The organism is Ochrobactrum sp. EDr1-4 (assembly GCF_049199085.1).
In the GTDB taxonomy this organism is placed as follows: domain Bacteria; phylum Pseudomonadota; class Alphaproteobacteria; order Rhizobiales; family Rhizobiaceae; genus Brucella.
On sequence record NZ_JBLZOF010000001.1, the window covers coordinates 881,676 to 897,464 of the forward strand.

A 15,789-nucleotide genomic window follows, 5' to 3' on the forward strand; every position below is an offset into this window, starting at 1 on the left:
CCTCGCATTTGCGGGGCCTTTTCTTTTTGAGCTGCTGGAAGGTTGTTTTTTGTGAATGCTGAGTTTACGCCCCTTTAAACTGCCGCATTTACACTTCAGGCGATAAACAACGTAAAAAATATACAGGCGGGTGGATTTAAGCAGATATGGCATCGCGAGACGGTAGAAACGGACGTATCGAACCTTCCTTCGGCAATGCGCCGAAAAAGGAAGAGGAAGAAGACGTGTTTCGCGTCGATGATGAGGAGCGCATGGCCAGAACGCAGCGCGGCGGCAAGCAGCCAAAAGAGCGTGAACCACGTGGTTCACGCCGTAAGACGAAAAAGCGCGGCGGCTTTTTTGGCTTTGTTCGCCGTGCCTTTTACTGGTTCCTGGTACTCGGCCTATGGGGAGGCATCGCCTTCGCCGGTATGCTCGTTTATTTCGCAGCAAAAATGCCGCCGACAACCGATTGGTCCATTCCTGATCGTCCGCCAAATGTGCGTATTGTCGATGTGCAAGGCAGTTTGATTGCCAATCGCGGCACGACAGGCGGCGAAGCTGTCGGTCTGCATGAAATGTCGCCTTTTATTCCGCAAGCGGTTATGGCCATTGAAGATCGCCGCTTCATGTCGCATTTCGGCATTGATCCAATCGGTCTTGCGCGTGCTGTTGTTACCAACATCACTTCAGGCCGTGCCGTTCAGGGTGGCTCAACGCTCACGCAGCAGCTGGCTAAAAATCTGTTCCTGTCACCAGACCGCACGCTGGAACGTAAGGTGCAGGAAGTGATGCTCGCCCTCTGGCTAGAGCATAAATACACCAAAGAGCAGATATTGGAGATGTATCTGAACCGCGTTTATCTCGGTTCCGGTGCTTATGGTGTCGATGCTGCCTCACGCCGCTATTTCAACAAATCCGCAAAAGAACTCAACCTGATGGAAGCGGCAACAATCGCCGGCCTTCTGAAAGCGCCTTCGCGCCTTTCACCAGCACGCGATCCGGAAGCAGCCGCCACCCGCGCGCGGCTGGTTCTCGGTGCCATGCGTGAAGAAGGTATGATCGATGACCGTCAGGTCGCGATCGCGGAAAGCGAGCCGCCAGCACGAGCTGCCTCTTATTGGCAGGGTTCGGAAAACTATTTTGCCGACCGCGTGGTTGCTGAAATTCCGTCCCTGATTGGCGAGACAAAGACAGATATAGTTGTTGAAACGACCGTTGATCTTAATCTTCAACGCGCAGGCGAAGAAGCAATCAAAGACCAGATTTCCGCGAACGGCAAGAAGATGAATGTAAGCCAAGGCGCGCTTGTCTCCATTGATGGCACGGGTGCAGTGCGCGCTTTGGTTGGCGGTTATGACTACGCGGCCAGCCAGTTTGACCGCGTGACCGATGCACGCCGTCAGCCAGCATCGTCGTTTAAGCCATTTGTCTATCTGACTGCATTGGAACAGGGCCGCACACCGGATTCCGTTCGTAACGATGCGCCGGTGCGGATCGGCAAATGGACGCCAAGCAACGACAACGGCAAATATATGGGCGAAGTGACGCTTGCGACCGCGCTGTCTCACTCGCTCAATTCCGTCTCTGCGCAGCTTGTGATGGAAGTCGGGCCGCAGACCGTTATCGACACCGCACATCGTTTGGGCGTTCAGTCCAAGTTAGAGCCCAATGCTTCGCTGGCATTGGGAACTTCGGAAGTATCGCTTCTGGAATTGACCGATTCCTATGTGCCATTTGCCAATGGTGGCTATCGCGCGCCGGTCTATTTCATCACCAAGATCACGGATTCCGAAGGCAAGGTTCTCTATCAGCGGGAAGATGGCATTGGTCCGCGCGTCATTGATGAGCGCAATGTCGGCATGATGAACGCTATGCTGCGCAAGACAGTGGAAGACGGCACGGCAAAACGCGCGGCCTTCGGCTGGCCAGCGGCAGGCAAAACCGGAACCAGCCAGAATTTCCGCGATGCATGGTTTGTCGGCTACACCGCCAATCTCACCACTGGCGTGTGGTTCGGCAATGATGATGGCAAGGGCATGAAGCGCGTGTTCGGCTCGACACTGCCCGTCGCCGCTTGGAAAGCATACATGAAGGAAGCGCATAAGGGCGTGCCGATTGCCGAGCTTCCCGGCCATTACGACATTCAGAATATCATTCCCGGCGGCAGCGACGGTATTGATCCGAACAATCCGTATGAACCGGGTATGATTCCGCAGGGCGGCTATGGCGAACAGCCACTGGCTGGCAATGGCGATGACGGCTATTGGCCGCCAGCACCTGACTCGCCCGCCCGTAACAATGTTCAACAGGGCCAGCAATCGGGCGTACCTGCCAATTACCCGGCCAATGACAATGGCGCACCATTGCCTCCCGGTGATGTCGGCGGACAGCCACAGCAGAGCCGTGATTCAACCACGCTTCTCGATATCATTATGGGCAATACGCAGTGATCTTCGCATAGGGCCGGTTAATACCGGCCCTTATCGCGATCAAGTGAAGCAGATAGCGCTAATAGATATGAAATCCGCTCGAAATCCTGAGTGGCTTAGTCTATTCAAGGATTGAGAGTGAGGTTTTCATGTCCACAGTTTCCCAAACAGATGCGGCCCGGTCTGAAGCTCCCAAGCCAGACACGGAACGCAAAACGATCGTTTTGACAGGCGCAAGCCGAGGTATCGGTCATGCGACGGTCAAGCGTTTTTCGCGCGCTGGCTGGCGTGTCATCACCTGCTCGCGTCAGGATTTCGCTGAGAATTGCCCATGGCCAGCAGGGCCGGAAGACCACATCAAGGTTGACCTTGCCGATCAGGAAGACGTCGGCAAGGCAATCGCTGAAATCCGCCGCCGACTGGAAGCCAATGGCAGCAAGCTGCATGCCCTCGTCAACAACGCCGGTATTTCACCAAAGGCAGAAGGTGGTCGCCGCTTGAATTCCATCGAAACGCCGATGGCCGTTTGGCGCGATGTGTTTCAGGTGAACTTCATGGCACCGATCATGCTTGCACGTGGTTTGTTCAAAGAACTGGAATCCGCGCAAGGCTCAGTGGTCAATGTGACCTCCATTGCCGGATCCCGCGTACACCCTTTTGCAGGTACGGCCTATGCAACTTCCAAGGCAGCGCTTGCAGCATTGACCCGCGAAATGGCTTCCGATTTTGGCCCGCATGGAATTCGTGTGAATGCGATTGCGCCGGGCGAAATCGACACCGCAATCCTTTCTCCCGGCACAGAAAAGCTTGTCGAGCAACTACCAATGCGTCGTCTTGGCAAGACCTCAGAAGTTGCAGAGACGATCTATTATCTCTGCTCCGAAGCCTCATCTTATGTGACGGGTTCAGAAATCCACATCAATGGCGGTCAGCACGTCTGATCGATTTTCAAAAGCGCGGCATTGATCAACGCTGCGCTTTTGTGTTTACCTTGCTCGTTTTGTAATCTTCAATCGATTTAACAGCTGAGTTGAAACCATGATCCTATGCTGCGGCGAAGCCCTGATCGACATGCTGCCACGCGAAACTGCGTCAGGTGAAACAGCATTTTTGCCGCTCGCTGGCGGGTCGGTTTTCAACACGGCGATTGCGCTTGGGCGTCTTGACGTTCCAACGGGTTTCTTCTCCGGACTTTCATCAGACTTTTTCGGCGAAGTGCTGCGCGATACACTCGCACGATCCAAGGTCGATTATTCATTTTCGGCCACTTCGGATCGTCCCACGACACTGGCTTTTGTCCGCCTCGTTGATGGTCAGGCGCGCTATGCTTTCTATGACGAAAACACAGCCCTGCGGATGCTCTCCGAAAGCGATATTCCGCCGATTGATGATGCAATTAAAGCCATGCTGTTTGGCTGTATCAGTCTGATTTCCGAGCCATGCGGCAGCGTTTATGAAGCGCTGATGACCCGCGAAGCGTCACAGCGCGTCATGTTCCTTGATCCGAATATCCGCACAGGCTTCATCAAAGATCGTGAAATCCATCTTGCCCGGATGAAACGCATGATTGCGCTTGCGGATATTGTGAAGCTTTCGGACGAAGATCTTGAATGGTTCGGTGAAAAGGGCAATCACGATGAGATTGCTGCCCGATGGCTTAAGCTCGGGCCGAAGCTGATTGTCATAACCAAAGGCGCACATGGCGCTGATGCCTACAGCGCAAACGCCACCGTTCGGGTGCCCGGCGTGAAGGTTGACGTGTTGGATACGGTTGGCGCCGGCGATACGGTCAATGCCGGTATTCTTGCGAGCCTGCAAAATCAGGGGCTTCTCGACAAAGAAGCTATCTCCAAACTCGATGAAGACCAAATTCATGCAGCTGTAGCGCTTGGCGTGCGCGCTGCCGCAGTGACAGTTTCGCGCGCGGGTGCAAATCCGCCATGGGCGACGGAAATGAAAGACTAGAGCATGTCGCGGAAAAGTGGGAACCGGTTTTCCGATAACGACATGCGTAAAAAACAAGGAGTTAGAGCGAGCGCTATGGATACGAATAAGCGCGACACGCTCTAAATCAAAACACGTTCCAAACTTGCATGTGAACGAATGCCCCCTGCCCTTGACCTGACTCATTTAGCGCCTTCTATTGAAGAAGGTGGGAACGAATCGAAAGTTGGCAAAGGACATGTCATTGAACGTCTTGCGTATAGCTGCCTTCTCGCAAGGTAATCAGGGCGGAAATCCTGCCGGTGTACTGATTTCTGAAAAACTGCCTTCAACCGAAGACATGCAGAAAATTGCCAAAGATGTTGGCTTTTCCGAAACGGCCTTTGCAATGCCGGAAGCCGGAGGCTTTCGCGTGCGATATTTTGCGCCGGAAACAGAAATTCCTTTCTGCGGCCATGCGACCATAGCACTGGGCGCAGCGCTCGCCATGCGCGACGGCGATGGACGCTTCGCATTGAAGCTCAACAATGCAGAAATCAGCGTAGAAGGCCGCAAAGAAGGCGAGCTTTTTGCCGCCAGCCTGCAATCGCCGGGAACGCGCAACCGCGCCGCATCGGAAATTGAAATTGAGCAAGCGCTGGCTTTGTTCAACTACGAACAGGACGATCTGGCGCCGGGCATTCCGCCAGCACTCATTCACGCCGGTGCTGACCATATCGTGCTGGCATTGCGCTCACGCGAGAAGCTAGCGGCCATGCATTATGACCTGCAACGTGGTCGCGTGTTGATGAACCGTCAGGGTTGGACCACAATCCTTTTGGTTCACGCAGAAACGCCCACGCGTTTTCATAGCCGCAATCCATTCGCCTCTGGCGGTGTTTATGAAGACCCGGCAACGGGCGCTTCGACAGCCGCATTTGCAGCCTATCTCCGTGATCTCGGTTGGCCACATGGTGGCGCCATTGAAGTATTTCAGGGCGAGGATATGGGTGTACCATCACACCTTCGCGCAGAGATCGGCCATATACGTGGCGAATCTATCCGATTGTCGGGCACTGCACGACTGATGGAATAATTGACGCAGCTCATTAAAACGCCGATCTGATTAAATCAGATCGGCGTTTTAATTGTTTGTCTTAACGCGCATCTTTTCCGATCGTAGCGGGATCAGAAATCAGTCCAGTGGACTGATTTCCCCGCGTAGGCGTTTCACACTTTTCGGGATGCGCTCTATACTTTAACGAGCTGCTCGACGCGCTCTTCGTTGCCGAAGAATTTCAGATAGCGCTCGACTTCCTTAGGATCACCCGTCGCCTTCTGCGGATTATCCGAAAGCTTGACCGCCGGACGTCCATTGGCATCAATCACCTTGCAGACCAGCGAAATAGCCTTGAGGCCATGAATGGTTGTTGGTGCGCAACCGGCGAAGTCATTGGTGAGGTTGGTGCCCCAACCAAAGCTCATGCGGACGCGGCCTTCAAAATGGCGATAGGTTTCCTCAATCGTATCGACATCAAGCGCATCCGAGAAAATCAGCAGCTTTTCGCGTGGGTCTTTGCCACGTGATTTCCACCATTCGATGATGCGTTCGCCGCCTTCAATCGGCGGAGCGCTGTCCGGGCGGAAGCCGGTCCAGTCCGCAACCCAATCCGGCGCATTGCGCAGGAAGGCAGCGGTGCCGAAAGCATCCGGCAACACGATCAGAAGATTGCCACCATAATAGCGGTTCCAGTCCTGCAACACACGGTAAGGTGCGGTTTGCAGTTCCTCATCCGTATTGGCCAACGCCGCCAGCACCATCGGCAGTTCATGCGCATTAGTGCCGAGCGCTTCCAGATCATTATCCATCGCGAGAAGCACATTGCTGGTGCCGGTAAAGGAATTGCCGATGCCTTCTTTCAGCGCCTCAACACACCAGCGCTGCCACAGGAACGAATGGCGGCGACGTGTGCCAAAATCTGAAATCTTCAAGTCAGGTAGTTCGCGCAGTCGCTCGACCTTGCTCCACATCTTGGCCTTGGCGCGAGCATAAAGCACATCAAGCGAGAACGGCCCCAAGTTCTTCATCGCAGCGCGCGAACGAAGCTCATTGATAATGGCGAGTGCTGGAATTTCCCACATCGTTGTGTGCGACCACGGACCATGGAAATGCAGCTCATATTGCCCGTCTTTGCGGCTCAGTTCATATTCCGGCAGCTGGAAGTCAGGCAGCCAGTGGAGGAACTCCGGCTGGAAAATCTGCTTGCGGCCATAAAAGCTGTTACCCGCCAGCCAGATCATTTCTTTCTTGGTAAAGCGCAGGGTACGCGCATGATCAAGCTGCGCGCGTAGCTCACCTTCATCAATTTCATCGGCAAGGCGCACGGATGTCGTGCGATTGATCAGCGAAAAGGTGGCGTCTACCTTGGGGTAAAGTCCCCAGATCATCTGCAACATCAGAAGTTTGTAGAAATCGGTATCCAGCAGGCTGCGAACAATCGGATCGAGCTTCCATGCGTGGTTAAAGACGCGCCGCGCGATATCGGTTTTGGCCATAACGGCCTCCATTCCATGAGCATATACCGCTGCCTAGCCAAATGCTTGGCAGCAAAAAGAAAGGCGGGTTTTCACCCGCCTTTTTAAATGCTTCATTCAGATTTGGGAAGCTCTACTATGATTTCATGTTCGCCATCCGGCTTGATGATTACACCGTCTTCCGGCTTGGTGACTTTACGACCATCAAGCTTGATGGCCTTCGTCTTGGCGCCCGTAACAACCTTCACACGATAGAGCGCTTCACCGAAGCGAAGTTCTGCCTCATAGCCATCCCACTCAGGCGGCAAGGCCGGATCGAGATGCAGACGATCACCGCGCTTGGTCACACCCAGAATGCCCTCAGTCGCTACGCGATAGAACCAGCCGGCAGAACCTGTATACCATGTCCAGCCGCCTTGTCCGCGACGTGGCTCGACCGAATAGATGTCAGCTGCAATCACGTAAGGCTCAACGCGGTAGGTATCCGGGTTGCGGCCATGATTGACCGGGCTGATCAGCGAGAACAGTTTCCATGCTTCCGCTGCCTTGCCCATGCGGGCGAGCGCCAGAATGGCCCATGTTGCACCATGGGTGTACTGACCGCCGTTCTCACGAACACCCGGCGGGTAGCCCTTGATGTAACCCGGTTCCTGCACCGTTTTGTCGAATGGCGGCGTGAATAGCCGCAACAATTCACCTTCATCGTCAAGCAGATGCTTTTCGAGCGAAGCCATGGCCTGTTCCGAACGCTTCGGATCGGCAACGCCAGACAACACACTCCAAGACTGTGCAATGGCATCAATCTGGCATTCGTCGCTGTCTTTTGAACCAAGCGGCGAACCATTGTCGTAGAAGCCACGACGATACCATTCGCCATCCCAGCCATCGCGATCAAGCGCTGCGGTCAGGCTTTCAAGATGTGCGGCCCAAGCGTTTGCCCGGGCATCCTTGCGGGATTGCGCAATCGGAATGAACTGACGCAAGGTGTAGGCGAGGAACCAGCCCAGCCAAACGCTTTCGCCCTCGCCTTTCACGCCGACAAGGTTCATGCCGTCGTTCCAGTCGCCGCCGAGCATCAGCGGTAGCCCATGCTTGCCAGTGCGTTTGATTGCGAGATCAAGCGCCAGCGCACAATGCTCATAAAGGCTTACGGTTTGATCGGAAATCTCCGGCTCAAAGAATGCGTCATGTTCACCTTCTTCCAGCATGCGTCCCTTCAGGAACGCCAGCTTTTCATCGAGGATTGCATGATCGCCGGTGGTTTGCACATAAAGCGAGGTGCCATAGCCGAGCCAGACCACATCGTCGGAGATCAGCGTGCGAACACCCGCACCCGTCGCGGGCAACCACCAATGCTGGACATCACCTTCAGGGAACTGACGCGAAGCGGCGTTAAGAATCTGCGCACGGGCCAGTGACGGATCAATCAACAACAGAGAGAGTGTATCCTGCAACTGGTCGCGGAAACCAAAAGCACCGCTGGCCTGATAGAAAGCAGCACGCGCCCAGATACGGCAGGCAATCGCCTGATAAGGCAACCAGCCATTGATCAGCAAATCAAATGCCGGATCAGGTGTTTTGACCTGCACGCGGTTGAAGAGACCTTCCCAATGCTTGCGAGATGCATTGAGCTTCTCGTCAAAGGAAGCCTTGCGGCTTTCTGTGACCAGCGCCTTTGCTTGCTGCTGATCGGCAGCATTGCCAAGCAGAAACACCACTTCGCGGCTTTCGCCGGGGCCGACCTCAACGTCAATTGCGAGGGCGGCACACGGATCGCGTCCCGCTTCAACCGTGTTGGACAGCGCTTTGCCAGCCAGCACGATTTCAGGACGATCAACCGAGCCGGTCGAGCCGATGAACTCGCCCCGGTCAGCCGTTACCGATTGCGGCTTTTCCGTTGCCGCAAAGAACGCCACCTGACCAGACTTGTCCGGATGATATGGATTGCCTCCAAAGAGCGCGCCGAGTTCTTCATCCTGCGATGGCACGATGAACGGCACATTCTTAGAGCGGGCATTGCCCAGCACCCATTCAGCATAGCCATAGACGCGCAGCTTGCGCTTGGAACGACCCTTATTGGTGATCGTGAGGCGTGAAAGCTTAACTGGCTTTTCCGCATCGACAATATGGGTCAACTCCAGTGCCAGTTCGCCATGCTGGGCAGCAAACGTGCTATAGCCATGGCTGTGACGCGCTTCATAGGTCACGGCCTCATCACGAAGCACACTTGCCGTTGGGGCAAAGCTGCGTCCCGTTTCTCGGTCGAGAATATAAATCGCCTCACCCGGACGGTTGGTGACCGGATCGTTCGCCCAAGGGGTGAGCTGATAATCGCGACTGTTGCCAGCCCATGTGAAGGCCGAACCTTCTGCCGAGACATGGAAGCCGAAATTCGGATTAGCGATCACGTTGATCCAAGGATGCGGCGTGGTTGTGCGGTTGTTGACACGCACGACATAGCTGCCGTCGTCAGCAAAGCCACCATAGCCATTCCAGAACTGGAGATCATCGCCGGTTGGTGCCGGGCGCAGAACAGGCTTAGGCTTGGCGACCATGCGGCGCTCTTCAGTGCCGCGTTCGATTGTCGTCGGTGCAAGACCAGCAGCACCCAGACCCTGCTGTGAAGCTGGCGTCTTGCCGTCACCGCGTGCAGCCATATCGACAGTGAGTTCTTCACTGCGGCGAAGCTGTTCGGCCAACGAGCCGTTCTGCGCATGCATCACGATACGAGCGGAAGCAAGCAGCGTGTTGTAGCTCTCTTCGCTCATCTGATCGCGACGAACCGCAAAGATATGCGGCTGACCACCACCGCGGGCGCGGAAGCCCTCAATGATCCAGTCAATCGCCCGCTGTGTATCCTGCGCATAGGAGAAGGCGCGTTCATTGACTGCAACCACATCCACAGTCAGGCCCTTGCTGCGCCAGTATTCCTGGGCGCGCAAAACGCCGCGCAGCACGTCAAGATCGACTTCGTTATCAATGCGAAGCGCAAAGATCGGATAGTCGCCCGAGATCGACATTGGCCAAAGGTTCGACTGCTTGCCAAGGCCCGCTGCAATGGTTTCCGGCGGCTGGCGCATAGTCCGCTCTGGATAGAGCAGATAGGCCGCAACCTTTTGATAGTCGGCTGCTTCCGCTGGCTTGATGCCGATATGGTAGAGCTGTACCTGCGAGCTTGTCCAAGACAATGAATATTCGCGAACGAAAGTTTCCGGATGACGATGGGTTGCAACAGCGTGCTCCACCGCATCGCGGCTACCGCCGGCGAATGTCCAGAAGACGAGGCTCACCTTCTTGTGTGCGGGAACGCGGACACGCGTGCGCACCGATGCAATCGGATCGAGCACACAACCCTGACTTCCGGTAAACTTTGCACCGTCATCAAAGGCCGCTGCATCGCGTAGTGAACGGCCACGCCCGATGAAGGCACGACGGTCTGTTTCGACTTCCGTTTCACGGACTGAACCAGACAGGTCGGTCACAAAGTGTGCGACGTGAATATCCGGATCGGACGGCGCACGTTTGCGACGCTTCGCATAAATGGTCGAGCCATTATCTGCGATTTCCGTTTCAACGAACATCTTGGCGAAGGCCGGATGCGCTGCATCGCTATCGCTGTCCGTCAACACCAGTTCGGAATAGGACGTCACTTCAATCACGCGGTCACGCGCAGAGGTGTTGATGATGTCGAGCCTGCGGCCTTCACCATCCGATTCCGACGAGACAATCACTTCCATGACCGTCTTGATGTCACCGGCGGTTTTGTAGAATTCCGCCTTGTCTTCAGTGAAGACAGTCTTGGTTTCTTCGTCTGGATTGCGCACCGGCTCACCGGTTGCCGACCACCAATAACCACTTTCCATATCACGCAGGAACAGGAAGCTGCCCTGAAGATCTTCCGACGCATCGGCATGGAAACGCGTGATGTCCCAATTGTGCCAGCGGCTGTAGCCAGAACCATTGGCCGTAACCATCAGCGCATATTGACCATTCGACATCATATGCGTGGTGCGTGGTGCCTTGAACGGCACATCGATGATGCGCATTGGTGCATCGTCGAAGCCGCCCGAATCCACGCGCATCGGATTTTCCGTCTTCGCATAGATCATCGGGATTTCGCGTGGTGCCTTTTCCTGCAACAGAAGTTCTGCTGCTTCGATCACCGGATCGGAGTGGAAACGCTCACGCATACGACCTTCGAAAATCACGTTGTTGACCGCGATAATCGCCATGCCATGATGGTGGGCATAGTAGTTTTTCACCACGGCATATTGTTCGCCTTCGCGAACACGCGATGGAGTGAAATCAACTGAATCGTGGAAGCCATAGCGACCAAGCGCACCAAGCTTTGCGAGACGCTTCAAGTTGGCAACTGCTGCCGCTGGCTGATACTGCGCTGCAAGCAAGCTTGCATAAGGCGCAATAACCGCATTACGCGAGAGACCACGCTGGAGACCGAGGTTCGGCACGCCAAAGTTAGAATACTGGTAATTCATATGCGCATCGCGCGCATTGAATGCCGCTTCCGAAATACCCCATGGCAGGCCGCGCGAGGTCGCATAATCAATCTGGCGCTGCACCACAAGTTTATTGGTCTGATCAAGCAGCGAACCGAGCGGCTCGGACATGACCAGCGGCGGCATCAGATATTCGAACATCGAGCCGGACCAGGAGAGCAGAGCGCCCTTCCAGCCAACCGGCACCAGAAGGCGACCAAGCTTGAACCAATGTTCAACTGGCACATCGCCCTTGGCTATTGCGAACAAGCTGGCCAGACGTGCTTCGGACGCCAGAAGATCGTAACAGCTTTCGTCCAGTTCGTTTTCCTGCACGCGGAAACCGATGGAGAGAAGGCGACGCTCTTTGCGCTCCAGGAAGCCAAACTGCATATCAAAGGCCAACTGACGCGCGCGCCCTGCCAGATCTTGCAGACGTTCACGCAGCTCGTCGGTGTTGTGCTCACCAACGGAATCATCGGTGTGTGCCTTACAGGTATCGACCAGAATATTGGCCCATTCCTTGGCTTCAGCACTTGCCGCTGTTTCGATTTCGCTATCCAGTTCTTCCATCAGGCGCACAATGTCGGTCGCGAAAAGCGACAGATTGATCGTGCGGAAGGTTGCCGATTCTGGCTCTTCCTTGATGGTGCGAACGGCGCGGCGGAAATTGGCAATCCGCTCTTCCAGACGACGACGAAGCGGACGCAGAATGCGGCGATCATCCGGGATCTGCGCAATGCTTTCCTCAAGGATGTCGTTGACATCAAGAATGCCATCGAGATCGGCCTGAAGATATACACTTGGCGCTTCCGCCCATTCTTCGAGTGCCGAAGAAAGCGTCACAAGATGGCCAGCCAAATTGCCACTATCAACCGCAGAAACATAGAGCGGACGCATCGGCGTCAGCGTGTTGGTTTCGTACCAATTGTAGAGATGGCCCTGATATTTCTCCATCTTTTCGAGCGTTGTGATGGTCGACGAAAGGCGGTTAAGCGTTTCATCAAAGCCGATCCAGCCAAAATCGCGGGCCGCGACTACGGATAGTACATAGACACCGATATTGGTTGGCGACGTGCGCTGAGCGACAATCGGGGCCGGGTCTTCCTGAAAGTTATCCGGCGGCAGATGGTTGTTTTCCTCATTGGAAAACTCGGCGAAATAGCGCCATGTGCGACGCGCATAACGGCGCAAATCAGCCTTATCGGAGGAGAGAACTTCCAGCGTATCCTGCGGCTTGGCTGAACGACTGACGAGCCAGGCGATCAGTGGCGACGCAAACCAGATCACAGCAAACGGTGCCGCAATCAGGGCAGCATGGCTATCAGCACCAAGCGGGATAAACACCGCAAGGCCAGCAATGATAATGGCAGGCCACATCAGCTGGAAATAATAGAGCAGCGTATCCGGCGATGATTTCGCCTGTGCAGCCGTCTTCCATTCGAGCAGATCGCGATGCGATACAAACAGACGATAAATCGTGCGCACAATTGCATCGGCCATCAGGAACGCCGAATGCGCGATAAAGGTTGTGCGAAGGGCGACATCCGCTGTGCCGAGCGCAATATCAGTCAGAACCGACTGTGCATGGCCTTTCAGTGAATAATCCATATTCGACGGAATGAGATTGGTCAGAATACCAAAAGTCGGCGCCACGAACATGCTGACGATCAGGAATGCCTGCCAGACGGAGGCAACGCCAATCGGCAGAATGGTCCAGCCAACAACCGATGCAATCAACCACATGATTGGGTTTAATGAGCGACGCAGATTATCGACCATCTTCCAGCGGGTGATTGCGCTCACACCACGACTTGTTGAGAACAGCCATGGCAGAAGCTGCCAGTCACCACGCGCCCAGCGATGATGACGCGATACGTCAACATTATAGCCAGTCGGATAATCTTCAACGACTTCGACGTCACTAACGAGCGCCGCACGTGCATAGCCACCTTCGAGAAGATCGTGGCTGAGCAGCGTATTTTCCGGCACACGATTTTTAAGCGCCGTTTCAAAAGCATCAATGTCGTAAAGGCCCTTACCCGTGAAGGAACCTTCGCCCAACAAATCCTGATAGGTGTCGGAAACAGCAAACACATAAGGATCAATGCCGCGATTGACCGAGAACACGCGTTGCAGAAACGATGCTTCGTCGCCTGTTGTCAGCGATGGTGTAACGCGGGGCTGCAAAATGCCGTAACCGCGCACAACGCGGCCTGTTTTGTCATCAAATACCGGACGATTGAGCGGATGGCTGAGCTTACCGACCAGATTGGTGACAGATTCAGGCGTCAGACGCGTATCCGCATCGAGCGTCATCACATATTTTATGTCTTTTGGCAGACGGGCATCCGGAGCAAAATAGCTCGTATCCTGATCGCCACGCAACAGCAGGTTCAGCTCATGCAGCTTACCGCGCTTGCGCTCCCAGCCCATCCAGCAGCCCTGCTTCTCATTGTAAAGCCGGCGACGGTGCATAAGGAAGAAACGCGGCTGTTCATCGCCGGTATAATGCTCATTGAGCTTGGCTATTTCTTCGCGCGCGTATTCGTAGATTTCCATATCCGCAGGCGTGATTTCCTGCTTGGCATCCGTCCAATCGCTCACCAGCGAGAAATAAATCTCGCCGCGCGGATTGGTCAGATAATGGACTTCAAGATTGCGGATCTGCTCATCGATGGAGTCACGCGAGGTGATCAGCGTCGGCACAGCAACCAGCGTGCGCGCCTCAGCAGGCAGACCTTCCTTATATTCAAACCCGATCAAACGTGTTGGCTGCACAAAGCGCGGCACGAGCGCGTTGAATAGCGAGTAAGATGCATCCATCGCCGGGAAGAGTGCCAGTATGGTGAAGAGCGCGCGCCAATCAGCCGAGAGGCCAGCCTTCATCATACAGTAATGCACGATTGCCAGAATAATGACCGTGAAGATCGCAGTCGGAATAAATAGACCAAACAGGCCAAGACTACGATAAAAGCGCAGGACTTGGGTTCCGAATGGCGCTTTATAACCGCAAAGCTGCTCAAGCTCTGTTCGACCATCACCGGAAAGGTAATAGGCAATCGAGCCTTTGCCTTCGGGCTGGTTGTCATCAACCTTGCTGTCGTCAGCAAGTTTGAGCGCCGCCCATGTGATGTCAATTTCGCTCATGTTTGAAAAGCGAGCGAGCTTTTCAATTGTCACACGATACGCATTGCGCGAGCGAAAATCGAGCAGTTCAAAATCGCTGTGATCGCGCAGAATCGCATCGACTTCATTGACGGTTTCAAACCATGTTTCCCAGTCAATATCGTCAATGCGCTTGAGACTGCTGATCGCATTGCCCATGGTCACGCCGCCGGTAGACTGGCGTGCATGCTCCTCGACAATAGCGTCTTCGGCGTTGCTGCCTTCCTGGTCGAGAATACGTTCAAGCCAGCTTGATGCAGCAGATGTATCAGTGGAGGCACTGCGCAGACGATAAAGCAAATGCGTGGCAAAGGTACTGTCGCGCGCAGCCTTTGAGTATTGTGCGAGAACCGCCTCCAGCTCATGCTCATTGGCAGCAATGACGATGCGGTCAGCCGCCGTATTGGCGAGATTGCGCATGTCGCGTGCGCGATCAACGCGAAGCGCTAGACGACGCACATTCTCTATCAGGAAAAAGCGCACGGCCGAAGGCAGCGCCCACAATTCACCAATCTTGAGCGGCTCGACAGTCTGGAAACCCTGCACAAGTGCTGTCAGTGACTTCAGCGAAAAATTGCTGTCCGTATGCGCAACATAAAGCCAAGCCAGCGCGAAAATGCGTGGCATGTCTTTCTGCGCTGCATAAGTTGGCAGTTGGCGAATGAACTTGCGCGGCAAATCCCTGCGGGTCTGCTGGACTGTCTTATCAACCTGATAATGATTGTCGAGCAGCCATTGTGCGGCTGGCGTGATGGTCTCGCCTGCACGCGATGCAGCGTCCGATGAGCGATAAGCATGAAGGATGAGCTTGCCGTTTTCAGACAGGCGCTCATCAAAAACAAAAGACTGATAGCCGGGCAGTGCCAGCTCATCTCCACGCGCAACAGATGCTGCGAGTTCACGCAGCTCATCGTCACTTTTGTAGAGAGCGCGTATTGGAGAAGGTTGTTCGGGCGGAATCTGATCCGAAGTCTTGCGATCGACGATGGACGATTTTGACGGCGAAGAAGTCGATTCCGGCATGTGCCTTAACAGCCTTTCCGAAGGGAATGAGTTGAATGCGGCGGGTGAATACGAGTTAGAATTTCAATTCAGAAAAACGACAGTATTCGTAATCGGTTCCCTGAATGTCGATATCATTTGTCTAAAATGCGACGACGGGTTGTGCTGATATTCAAATCGTTTAAATCGCAACGCACAAATCTTTCCCGGTAGTAATGTTGCGTTATGAAATGTGCGGTTTCCACAACCCTAAC

At 54.6% G+C, this 15,789-nt stretch carries 6 protein-coding genes; 4 read left to right on the forward strand and 2 right to left on the reverse strand.

The features are described from left to right. Nucleotides 1–146 precede the first annotated feature (146 nt). From ACOZHT_RS04405 to ACOZHT_RS04420, 4 genes are all read left to right on the forward strand, one after another. Nucleotides 147–2,432 (forward strand): transglycosylase domain-containing protein, encoded by a 2,286-nt coding sequence (locus ACOZHT_RS04405; RefSeq protein WP_339509296.1) that lies wholly within the window; start codon nucleotides 147–149, stop codon nucleotides 2,430–2,432. 128 nt (nucleotides 2,433–2,560) lie between these two features. Continuing rightward, nucleotides 2,561–3,352 (forward strand): SDR family oxidoreductase, encoded by a 792-nt coding sequence (locus ACOZHT_RS04410; protein WP_339509295.1) that lies wholly within the window; start codon nucleotides 2,561–2,563, stop codon nucleotides 3,350–3,352. A 97-nt stretch (nucleotides 3,353–3,449) separates the two neighbouring features. After that, nucleotides 3,450–4,376, forward strand: coding sequence for a carbohydrate kinase (locus ACOZHT_RS04415; protein ID WP_339509294.1), 927 nt, complete (start codon nucleotides 3,450–3,452; stop codon nucleotides 4,374–4,376). A 223-nt stretch (nucleotides 4,377–4,599) separates the two neighbouring features. Beyond that, nucleotides 4,600–5,430 carry a PhzF family phenazine biosynthesis protein gene (locus ACOZHT_RS04420; RefSeq protein WP_339509521.1) on the forward strand — a complete coding sequence of 277 codons (831 nt, stop codon included), beginning with the start codon at nucleotides 4,600–4,602 and terminating at the stop codon, nucleotides 5,428–5,430. Between the two features lie 155 nt (nucleotides 5,431–5,585). Here the strand turns inward: ACOZHT_RS04420 and pncB are convergent, their stop codons facing one another. Next, the gene (gene pncB / locus ACOZHT_RS04425; RefSeq protein WP_339509293.1) at nucleotides 5,586–6,890 is read right to left on the reverse strand and encodes a nicotinate phosphoribosyltransferase; all 1,305 of its coding nucleotides are present in this window, start codon (nucleotides 6,888–6,890) and stop codon (nucleotides 5,586–5,588) included. 92 nt (nucleotides 6,891–6,982) lie between these two features. Then, entirely contained in the window at nucleotides 6,983–15,556 is an 8,574-nt protein-coding gene (locus tag ACOZHT_RS04430; RefSeq protein ID WP_421565347.1) for a GH36-type glycosyl hydrolase domain-containing protein, read from the reverse strand. Nucleotides 15,557–15,789: the final 233 nt, after the last annotated feature.

Bases quoted from the DNA above. Each gene is read 5' to 3' on its own strand.
- pncB (WP_339509293.1), bottom strand. From the start codon at position 6,890: ATGGCCAAAACCGATATCGCGCGGCGCGTCTTTAACCACGCATGGAAG.
- ACOZHT_RS04410 (WP_339509295.1), top strand. From the start codon at position 2,561: ATGTCCACAGTTTCCCAAACAGATGCGGCCCGGTCTGAAGCTCCCAAG.
- ACOZHT_RS04405 (WP_339509296.1), top strand. From the start codon at position 147: ATGGCATCGCGAGACGGTAGAAACGGACGTATCGAACCTTCCTTCGGC.
- ACOZHT_RS04415 (WP_339509294.1), top strand. From the start codon at position 3,450: ATGATCCTATGCTGCGGCGAAGCCCTGATCGACATGCTGCCACGCGAA.
- ACOZHT_RS04430 (WP_421565347.1), bottom strand. From the start codon at position 15,556: ATGCCGGAATCGACTTCTTCGCCGTCAAAATCGTCCATCGTCGATCGC.